General features: G+C 62.9%; 9 protein-coding genes. 8 read left to right on the top strand and 1 reads right to left on the bottom strand.

The genetic code is table 11. The annotated features are described in order from the left end of the window. Nucleotides 1-79: 79 nt before the first annotated feature. Nucleotides 80-1,891: an extracellular solute-binding protein gene (locus HMCN_RS0116155; RefSeq protein ID WP_025918353.1), complete on the bottom strand. Its 1,812-nt coding sequence runs from the start codon at nt 1,889-1,891 to the stop codon at nt 80-82. A 294-nt stretch (nt 1,892-2,185) separates the two neighbouring features. Here HMCN_RS0116155 and fabI point away from each other — a divergent pair, with 294 nt between their 5' ends. The 8 genes from fabI (at nt 2,186) to HMCN_RS0116115 (ending at nt 9,094) form a co-directional block, all read left to right on the top strand. Beyond that, nucleotides 2,186-2,968 carry an enoyl-ACP reductase FabI gene (fabI, locus tag HMCN_RS0116150; RefSeq protein WP_025918352.1) on the top strand — a complete coding sequence of 261 codons (783 nt, stop codon included), beginning with the start codon at nt 2,186-2,188 and terminating at the stop codon, nt 2,966-2,968. A gap of 341 nt (nt 2,969-3,309) precedes the next feature. Further along, nucleotides 3,310-3,693 carry a DoxX family protein gene (locus HMCN_RS0116145; RefSeq protein ID WP_025918351.1) on the top strand — a complete coding sequence of 128 codons (384 nt, stop codon included), beginning with the start codon at nt 3,310-3,312 and terminating at the stop codon, nt 3,691-3,693. A gap of 22 nt (nt 3,694-3,715) precedes the next feature. Then, nucleotides 3,716-4,099, top strand: a complete 384-nt coding sequence (locus HMCN_RS0116140; RefSeq protein ID WP_025918350.1) for an OsmC family protein — start codon at nt 3,716-3,718, stop codon at nt 4,097-4,099. Between the two features lie 2 nt (nt 4,100-4,101). Then, nucleotides 4,102-5,034 carry a pirin family protein gene (locus HMCN_RS0116135; RefSeq protein ID WP_025918349.1) on the top strand — a complete coding sequence of 311 codons (933 nt, stop codon included), beginning with the start codon at nt 4,102-4,104 and terminating at the stop codon, nt 5,032-5,034. Nucleotides 5,035-5,071: 37 nt separating this feature from the next. Further along, entirely contained in the window at nt 5,072-5,410 is a 339-nt protein-coding gene (locus HMCN_RS0116130) for a carboxymuconolactone decarboxylase family protein (RefSeq protein WP_025918348.1), read from the top strand. Nucleotides 5,411-5,494: 84 nt separating this feature from the next. Then, nucleotides 5,495-6,040, top strand: a complete 546-nt coding sequence (locus tag HMCN_RS18015; protein WP_238552214.1) for a sorbitol dehydrogenase family protein — start codon at nt 5,495-5,497, stop codon at nt 6,038-6,040. 10 nt (nt 6,041-6,050) lie between these two features. After that, nucleotides 6,051-7,682: a GMC family oxidoreductase gene (locus tag HMCN_RS0116120; RefSeq protein ID WP_025918346.1), complete on the top strand. Its 1,632-nt coding sequence runs from the start codon at nt 6,051-6,053 to the stop codon at nt 7,680-7,682. 17 nt (nt 7,683-7,699) lie between these two features. Next, complete coding sequence (locus tag HMCN_RS0116115) at nt 7,700-9,094, top strand: cytochrome c (protein ID WP_025918345.1); 1,395 nt, start codon at nt 7,700-7,702, stop codon at nt 9,092-9,094. Nucleotides 9,095-9,252 lie beyond the last annotated feature (158 nt).

The raw sequence follows: 9,252 nt of genomic DNA, 5'->3' as shown, positions 1-9,252 counted from the left end.
CAATACTATACAAGTGTTATTTTTATTTACCACAATAAAAACATGCGGAAAATATAGCGTTTTCAAGCATACTCCCATGCTACCTGGGTTTTTCCTGCCACCAGCTGGAAATCACGTAAGGATCGGCCTGATAGTACAGCGGCGCCTTGGCGGGGATGCCGAAGCGGTTGCGGTAGGCAACCCGGTGGGTCGAGGAAAACCAGTGCGTGACCACGATATGCTTGTGCAGCAAAACCCGGTCCAGCGCCCGCGCCGCCGCCACCAGATCGCGCCGCGTGGTGGCCGCCACCAGCGCTTCGACCAGCTTGTCCACCGCAGCATCCTTCAGGCCCCAGGCATTGTTCGAACCCGGCTGATCGGCCGCCTTGGAGCCGAACATGTCGAACATTTCATTGCCCGGGCTGGTGACATCCGGGAAACGGGTGCTGGTCATGTCGAAATCGAATTCCTCCATGCGCTTTTGCACCAGCGCAAAATCGGCGGTACGCTGCCTGACCTGAAAACCCAGCTTTTGCAGATTGCGCACATACACGCTGATGACGCGCGACATGGCCGACTGGTCGTCCAGAATCTCGAACTCGAACGGCTCTCCTTTAGCATTGCGCAGCGCGCCGTCGCGGTAATTCCAGCCGGCCTGCTGCAGCAAGGCCCGGGCCTGCAGCAGATTGGCCCGCAGCGACGCCGGCGGGTTGGTGCTGGGCGGCAGCGGCGCCGGGCCGAACACCGCAGCATCGAGCTGGCCGCGCAACGGTTCCAGCAGCTTCAGCTCGTCAGCCGACGGCAGGCCGGTGGCGGCCATGTCGCTGTTATTGAAGAACGAATAAATCCGCTGGTACTGGCTGTAAAACAGTTGCCGGTTCATCCATTCGAAATCCAGCGCCAGTTCCAGCGCGCGCCGCACCCGGATGTCCTGAAACTGCGGCCGCCGCAAATTCATCACGAAGCCCTGCATGCCGGCGCCGTTGGAATGGGTCAGTTCGCGCTTGACGATCTCGCCGCTGGTAAATTTCGGCCCCTTATAACTGCGCGCCCAGTTTTTCGCGCTGTATTCGACCACCACATCGAACTCGCCGGCCTTGAACGCTTCCAGCCGCGCCACATCGTCCTGGTAAAAACGGTAATTGATCCGGTTGAAATTGAACATGCCCTTGCGCGACGGCAGATTCGTGCCCCAGTAGGACGGATTGCGCCGGTAACTGATCGAGCGGCCGACGTCGAATTTGTCGATCAGGTACGGGCCGGAGGCGATCGGCGGCTCCAGCTGGATCTGGTCGAAATCGGTCGTCGCGCCCCACTTGCGCGAAAACACCGGCACGCTGCCGACGATCAGCGGCAATTCGTGGTTCAGCGTCTTGAAATCGAAGCGCACGCTGCGCTCGCCGGTCACCACGCACTGCCTGACATCGGCAAACACCGACTTGAACTGCGGCGCGCCCTTGGCGATCAGCATGTCGAACGAATGCTTGACGTCCGCCGCCAGCACCGGATCGCCGTTATTGAAGCGGGCCAGCGGGTTGAGCCGGAACGCCATCGACATCCGGTCCGGCGCCAGTGCCATGTCGTCGGCCAGCAGGCCGTACATGGTCGCCACCTCATCGCTGGAGCCGACCGCCAGGGTCTCGAACATCAAGTTCGACACGCCGGCCGCAGCGACGCCCTTCAGCGAAAACGGATTGAACTTGTCGAAGCTGGTGCGCCGGTCCGGATTGGCCAGGAACAGCTCGCCGCCTTTCGGCGCGGCCGGGTTGACGTAATCGAAATGGGTGAAGCCGGGGCCATAGCGCGGCGTGTCGTACAGCGAAAAAGCGTGCGCGGCCAGCGCATCGGCAGCGCACAGGCAGCCCATCGCGCAACCGGCACCCAGCAAAAAGGCATTCAGAATTTTTTTCATCCGGCGCATCGGCGCGAAGGCCGGGAACCAAAGTGCATTTCGCGCATCATAACTCCCTCATTTTCGCGCCATTTTACCGAAAGACATATGGCGCGGGCGCGGACATTTAACCACCTTACAGGCGCAAAATCGTAAGAAAAGTTGCCGACCCGGCTGCTACAACCTACAATCCCCTGCTATTCAAAAAAAGAAAAAACGGCAAAACCAAAGAAATAACCCTATTCGAACTAATATGCAGCTTCCGGCCTGCGCTGAAAGCCGCTTCTTATACTGCGATAACACCTGGAGTCACATATGGCATTTTTGCAAGGCAAAAAAATTCTGATCACCGGTTTGCTGTCCAACCGCTCGATCGCGTACGGCATTGCGAAAGCATGCAAACGCGAAGGCGCCGAACTGGCATTCACCTATGTCGGCGAGCGCTTCAAGGACCGCATCGTCGATTTCGCCAACGAATTCGACAGCACACTGATTTTCGACTGCGACGTCAGCAGCGACGAGCAAATCAACGCGCTGTTCGCCGACCTGGGCCAATCCTGGCAGCAGCTCGACGGCCTGGTGCATGCGATCGGCTTCGCGCCGCGCGAATCGATTGCCGGCGATTTCCTCGACGGCTTCACGCGCGAAGCGTTCGCGGTCGCGCACGACATTTCAGCGTACAGCTTTCCGGCGCTGGCCAAGGCCGCGCTACCGATGCTGCGCGCCAATTCGGCATTGCTGACGCTGTCCTACCTCGGTTCAGTGCGCGCCATTCCGCACTACAACACGATGGGCCTGGCCAAGGCTTCGCTGGAAGCCAGCGTGCGTTACCTGGCCGAATCGGTCGGCAAGAAAGGCATCCGCGTCAACGGCATCTCGGCCGGCCCGATCAAGACCCTGGCCGCTTCCGGCATCAAGGATTTCGGCAAACTGCTCGGCTTCGTGGCCGAACACGCGCCTCTGCGCCGCAACATAACGATTGAAGATGTCGGCAATGCCGCCGCCTTCCTGCTGTCGGACCTGGCCGCCGGCATCACCGGCGAAATCACCTATGTCGACGGCGGCTTCTCGCATGTGATGGGGATCAACGCGGACTAGGGACTTAGCGGTAAATAACCAGCCAGCAGCACTCCTCAATGCAATGATGGCGGCGGTCAGCTGATGCAGCGCCGCTTCAGCAGTTTCCGATCCGCGGCCGCGATCTTTTGTCCATGATTGCGGCCGCCGGCAAATGCCCAAATGCCGTTTTTTCACGCCTCCCGTCCGCAGCGCATGGACGATCGGGCGATGCTTTCCTGCCCCGGTACAACACCACAGACAACCACAACTCCAGCCTGCACCATTCGTAGTGTTGTTACAAAACAAAGCGCGGACACAAAGCGGTGCTAATCTGATCGATAATTTGTTTTCATTGTGTCAACAATGACAAGGAGATTATGATGGACAAGGCACTGCATATCGCCGCACGGCTGTTGATGTCGCAGATTTTCATCATCGCGGGCTTCGGCAAGCTGACCGGCTACAGCGGCACCGCCGGATATTTTGCTTCGATGGGTTTGCCGATGCCGAATCTGCTGGTGCCGCTGGTGATCCTGATCGAACTGGGCGGCGGCTTGGCCTTGCTGTTCGGCTTCAAGGCCCGCTGGGTGGCGGCGGTTCTGGCGCTATTCAGCCTGGGAACGGCCCTGGTCGCGCACACCAATTTCGCCGACCAGATGCAAATGATCAACTTCATGAAAAACCTGGCGATGGCAGGCGGCTTTCTGATGTTCGTCAGGTATGGCGCCGGAGCGCCGAGCATCGACGACAATACCGGGAAATAATCGCGCAACCCGGGAGATCGTGATGGATATCACAGTCCGCAAGGGCCAGGGCAAGCTGCAGCACATCATCGACATCGGGCCGCACCGGCTGTTGACCGATGAGCCGCTGCAGCATGGCGGCGAAGATACCGGCCCCAATCCGCACGATCTGCTGGCGGCATCGCTCGGGGCCTGCACCGCGCTGACGCTGACTTTGTATGCGCGCCGCAAGGAGATGAACTTGCAGGATGTACAGGTGCGCATCGAGCATGGCCAGCAGGGCGACGCCTATGTATTCAACCGGCATATCCACTATGTCGGCGCGCTCGATGGCGCACAGCGCGCGCGGCTGACCGAAATCGCCAACAAGTGCCCGATCCACAAAGTACTGTTCGGCGACATCCGCATCGTCACGCAGGAGGAATAGCCATGTCGGACAAGTTTGATTTGCCGCCGGATACCGCGCTGGAAGTCGTGGTGGTGCCGCGCACCCACGATCTTGGCGACCACTTCGAAGTGCGGCGCGCGCTGCCGTCGCGGCAGCGGCGCATGGTCGGCCCCTTCGTCTTCCTCGACCAGATGGGCCCGCATGTGTTTGCCGCCGGCCAGGGCCTGGACGTGCGCCCGCACCCGCATATCGGGCTGGCGACCGTCACCTATCTGTTCGGCGGCGAAATCCTGCACCGCGACAGCCTCGGCAGCGTGCAGGCGATCCGCCCCGGCGATGTCAACTGGATGACGGCCGGACGCGGCATCACCCATTCCGAGCGCACCGCGCCTGAGATCCGGCAACAGACATCGTCGCTGTCCGGTCTGCAATGCTGGGTTGCGCTGCCACGCGCGCAGGAGGAATGCGCTCCCGATTTTGTCCACACCGGCGTCGCCGCGCTGCCGCTCGAAGAAGGCGATGGAGTGTCGGCGCGCATCGTTGCCGGCAGTTTTTTCGGGCGCCGCTCTCCGGTGCAGACCTTGTCCGACCTATTCTTCGTCGATGTCCAATTGCAGCCGGGCGCGCAGGTGCAGATAGCGGCCGACTATACGCATCGGGCGATCTACGGCGTGGCCGGCCGGCTCGATCTGGGCCGCGACGGCGTATTCGATGCCGGCCGGCTGCTGGTGCTGAAGCCCGGCCAGCGCATCACGCTCGCCGCTGCCGGTTCCGAGACGGCGCGGCTGATGCTGCTGGGCGGCGAACCGCTGGACGGGCCGCGCTACCTGAGCTGGAACTTCGTTTCCAGTTCGGCCGAGCGCATCGAACAGGCCAAACAGGACTGGCGCGAGCAACGTTTTCCGAAGGTGCCGGGCGAGACCGAATTCATTCCGCTGCCGGATCTTCCGGGCAAGCCGGTGCGCGCAACATAAGCGCAACTCGCCCTAACATGAAGGAAAAATCGAAATGATGCTCGACTGGAACGACTATCAAAAGCAACTGCTGACCCGCATCGGCGAAGTTGGCAAGCTCAGTCCGGATACCTTGCGCGGTTATCAGACGCTCTCGAATGCCGGCGCCAAAATCGGGAAACTCGATGCAAAAATGCACGAACTGATCGCGCTCGCGGTGGCGGTGACGCTGCGCTGCGACGGCTGCATCACGACGCATGCCGACGCCGCCGCCAAACACGGCGCCAGCCGGGAAGAAATCGCCGAAGCGCTGGGCGTCGCCATCGCGGTCAATGCCGGCGCGGCGCTGGTGTATTCGGCGCGGGTGATGGATGCTTTTTCGGTCAAGCAACCCTGAACGGTTCCAGCATCATGACAATCGATGCGCGCCATTCCGATGCACGCCATTCCTTTTGAGCACCTGTTGCGACGGACACTTGCCATGGAATATCCAGAAGAAATGCCAGAGAAAATCACCGGGAACGCGGCCACGCCCGATCCTGCGCGGCGTACATTGCTGGCGGGTTTGCTGTCGGCCGGTTTGCTGTCCGCCTATACCGCTTCACTGATCCCGTGGGCGCTGGCGCAACCGGCGGCCGACCTCGACCACGGCGCATTCCTGGCGGTTTCCGCGCTGCTGGCAGGCCGCCAGTCGCTCGATGCGGCGCAGGCCACGCGCCTGTATGGCGCCCTCAGCGCCGATGACCCCGGCTTTCCTGCGGCCACCAGGGCGCTGCTGGCGCTGCTCAACGAGCGCCAGATCGACCTGCTGCAATTGCAGCAGGTGCTGGACGCCGAGCATTCGCCGCTGGCCGCGCTGCCGCGCAAGATCGTCACCGCCTGGTTCATGGGCATCGTCGGCAGCGGCGCGAAGGTGCGCTGCCTGGCGTATGAAACCGCGCTCAACGCGGTGGTCGTCGCCGACAAGCTGAAACCGCCGACCTACGCCTACGGCGTGTACGGCAGCTGGGCCAAAAAACCCCTCTGAGGAGCGCACCATGTCCGAACAGTTGTCGGCTGATTTCGTGGTCATCGGTTCCGGGATCATTGGAGCGCTCACCGCACGCAAATTGCTGCAGCACAACGCATCGGTCATCATCCTGGAGGCCGGGCCGCGCATCAGCCGCGACATCATCGTCGCCCGCTTTCGCAATTCCCCGCGCAAGAGCGACTGGATGTCGCCGTATCCGCCGGCGCCGTGGGCGCCGCATCCGGTGTACCAGCCCGAGGACAATGGCTATCTGGTGCAGGCCGGGCCGTATCCGTATCCGGCCGAGTACATCCGGCAGGTCGGCGGCACCACCTGGCATTGGGCCGCGCAGGCATGGCGCATGGTGCCGAACGACCTGCGCATACGCAGCCTGTACGGGGTCGGCGTCGACTGGCCGTTCACGTACGAAGAGCTGGAGCCGTATTACCAGGAAGGCGAACAGATCATGGGGGTGTCGGGCGCGCCCAACACCGGCTCGCCGCGCAACCAGCCGTTTCCGATGGAGCCGGTGGCCGAACCGTATGCGATGCGGCGCTTGCGCGAACGGCTGGCGCCGGCCTACCCTGTGGTCGGCAACACCACCGCACGCAACAGCCGCACCTACGGCGGCCGGCCGGCCTGCTGCGGCAACAACAGTTGCCAGCCGATTTGCCCGATCGACGCCCAGTACCACGGCGGCATTGCGGCAGCCGACGCCGAAGCTGCCGGCGCCCGGCTGATTCCGAACGCCAACGTGTACCGGATCGAGCATGATGCGCGGGGCCGGATTGCGGCGGTCCATTATTACGACCCGGACAAGGGGACGCACCGCGTCACCGGCAAGAATTTCATTCTCGCGGCCAACGGCATCGAAAGCCCGCGCCTGTTGCTGCTGTCGGCCAGCGACAAGTATCCGAAAGGCCTGGCCAACAGCTCCGACATGGTGGGCCGCAACCTGATGGACCATCCGAGCACCTCATTGACATTCGACGCCGAGGAAGAACTCTGGCTCGGGCGCGGGCCGCAAAGCCCGAGTTCGATCAATACGCTGCGCGACGGCCCGTTTCGCAGCGAGCATGCGCCGTACCGCCTGGACTTCACCAACATCTCGCGGGTGGCCGGCGCCACGCAATCGTTAATCGCCGAAGGCGTGTACGGGATCGCACTGGAACAGCGCCTGCGCCATAGCGCGGCCCACGAGTGCAACGTCAAGAACGTGCTGGAAGTACTGCCCAACCCGGAAAACCGCATCACCCTCAGCGACCAGAAGGATGCGATGGGCATCCGGAAGCCGCAGGCGCACTACGCGATCGACGACTACACGCGCAAGGGCGCCGAGGCATCCAAAGCCGATTTCGCGCGGATTGCCGAACTGATGGGCAGCAGCAACCTGCGCTACAGCAAGGAAGGCAGCTTCGCCAACAACCAGCACATCTGCGGCACCATGAGCATGGGCCGCGACCCGGCCACCTCGGTGGTCGATGGCTACGGGCGCACGCACGACCACGACAACCTGTTCATCGTCAGCACCGGCGTGCTGCCGACCGCGGGCACCTGCAATTCGACCCTGACCGGGCTGGCCGTGGCGCTGCGCACCGCGCAGCACATCCTCGAGCAATCCAACCTGCGTGCGCCGGCTGCGGCTGCGCCGCAATCCTGAGCGTCAAGGTGGCTACAATGAAATGGATGACACGCCTGCACGGCACTCCCGGCGCCATCGCGCTGGCGCTGGCAAGCCTGAACGTCTGCGCCGCCGCGCCGGACGCCGCCAATGCCGATTTGATCCAGCGCGGCCGGTATCTGGCGAGCGCCGGCGACTGCATCGCCTGCCACACCGCGCCCGGCGGCCGGGCCATGGCGGGCGGCCTGGCGCTGCCGACGCCGCTGGGCACGATAGTGTCAAGCAACATCACGCCCTCGAAAACCTATGGCATCGGCAACTACACGCAGGCGCAATTTTCCGCCGCCCTGCGCGCCGGCATCCGTGCCGACGGCCGGCATCTCTATCCGGCGATGCCCTACACCTCGTACGCGCTGGTCTCGGACGACGACGCCAGCGCGCTGTATGCGTATTTCATGCAGGGCGTAGCAGCGGTGGAAGCCGCGCCGCCGCAACAGACCAGGCTGCCCTTCCCCTTCAACATCCGGCGCTCGATGGCGCTCTGGAATCTGCTGTTCCTGGACAGCAAGCCGTTCGTACCGGACCCCGGCAAGAGCCCGGAATGGAATCGCGGCGCCTATCTGGCGCGCGGGCTGGCGCATTGCAGCGCCTGCCATACCCCACGCAATATGTTGATGGCGGAAAAGAAATCGCTCGAACTGGCCGGCGGCGAGGTCGGCTCCTGGTATGCGCCGAACATCACGTCGGATCCGAATAGCGGCGTCGGCGGCTGGAGCGAACAGGAACTGATCGACTATCTGCGACTCGGCCATGTTGCCGGCAAAGCCCAGACGGCCGGCCCGATGGCCGAGGCGGTCGATCACAGCCTGCGGCATCTGAGCGAGGACGACTTGCGCGCGATGGCCGGCTACCTGAAGACTGTGCCGGCGTTGCGCGAGGCGGCCGACACCCGCCCGGTGTATGCCTGGGGTGCGGCGGCCGACGAGCTGCACAGCATCCGCGGCGTGGCATTGCCCAACGACCCGAGCCGGATGACCGGCCCGCAACTGTATGACGCCCACTGCGCGACCTGCCACCAGGCCCGCGGCCAGGGCAGCTTCGATGGCGGCTTGCCGCCGCTGTTTCATAACACGGCGCTCGGCAGAAGCAACACCAACAATCTGGTGATGGTGCTGCTGGAAGGCATTCAGCGCCAGGGCGATACGCTTGAGGTGTTGATGCCGGGATTCAAAAGGGAGCTGTCGGATCAGCAGATTGCCACGCTGGGCGCGTATCTGGCGCAACATTACGGCAACCCCAAGGCGCAGATCAGCGCGGCGCAGGTGAAAACCCTGCGGGCCGGCGGTGCGCGGTCGAATCTGGTCCTGGCGGCACGGCTGGGACTGGCAGCACTCGTTCTTGCGATCATCGCCGCGCTCTTCGCGCTCACCCGGCGCAAGCGCAGACGCTAGTGTGGTGTTGCATGCTTGAAGGCACAAATAAAAGCGATGAATTTTTGGTCAGGGCAAGGCGCAAACCGCAGCGATACCGGGGTATCGCGAGGATTTGCAACGCCGCCATGGCCAAAAAGACGCGCTTTTATGGGCCTGATAGCGTGCAACACCACACC

This window comes from Herminiimonas sp. CN (assembly GCF_000622895.1).
Classification (GTDB): domain Bacteria; phylum Pseudomonadota; class Gammaproteobacteria; order Burkholderiales; family Burkholderiaceae_D; genus AVCC01.
Note: the sequence above shows the minus strand (reverse complement) of the source record. Positions and strands in the feature narration are given on the sequence as shown.

Coding starts and splice junctions, on each gene's coding strand:
- HMCN_RS18015 (WP_238552214.1), top strand. CDS start 5,495: ATGGAATATCCAGAAGAAATGCCAGAGAAAATCACCGGGAACGCGGCC.
- HMCN_RS0116145 (WP_025918351.1), top strand. CDS start 3,310: ATGGACAAGGCACTGCATATCGCCGCACGGCTGTTGATGTCGCAGATT.
- fabI (WP_025918352.1), top strand. CDS start 2,186: ATGGCATTTTTGCAAGGCAAAAAAATTCTGATCACCGGTTTGCTGTCC.
- HMCN_RS0116140 (WP_025918350.1), top strand. CDS start 3,716: ATGGATATCACAGTCCGCAAGGGCCAGGGCAAGCTGCAGCACATCATC.
- HMCN_RS0116155 (WP_025918353.1), bottom strand. CDS start 1,891: ATGAAAAAAATTCTGAATGCCTTTTTGCTGGGTGCCGGTTGCGCGATG.
- HMCN_RS0116130 (WP_025918348.1), top strand. CDS start 5,072: ATGCTCGACTGGAACGACTATCAAAAGCAACTGCTGACCCGCATCGGC.
- HMCN_RS0116120 (WP_025918346.1), top strand. CDS start 6,051: ATGTCCGAACAGTTGTCGGCTGATTTCGTGGTCATCGGTTCCGGGATC.
- HMCN_RS0116135 (WP_025918349.1), top strand. CDS start 4,102: ATGTCGGACAAGTTTGATTTGCCGCCGGATACCGCGCTGGAAGTCGTG.
- HMCN_RS0116115 (WP_025918345.1), top strand. CDS start 7,700: ATGAAATGGATGACACGCCTGCACGGCACTCCCGGCGCCATCGCGCTG.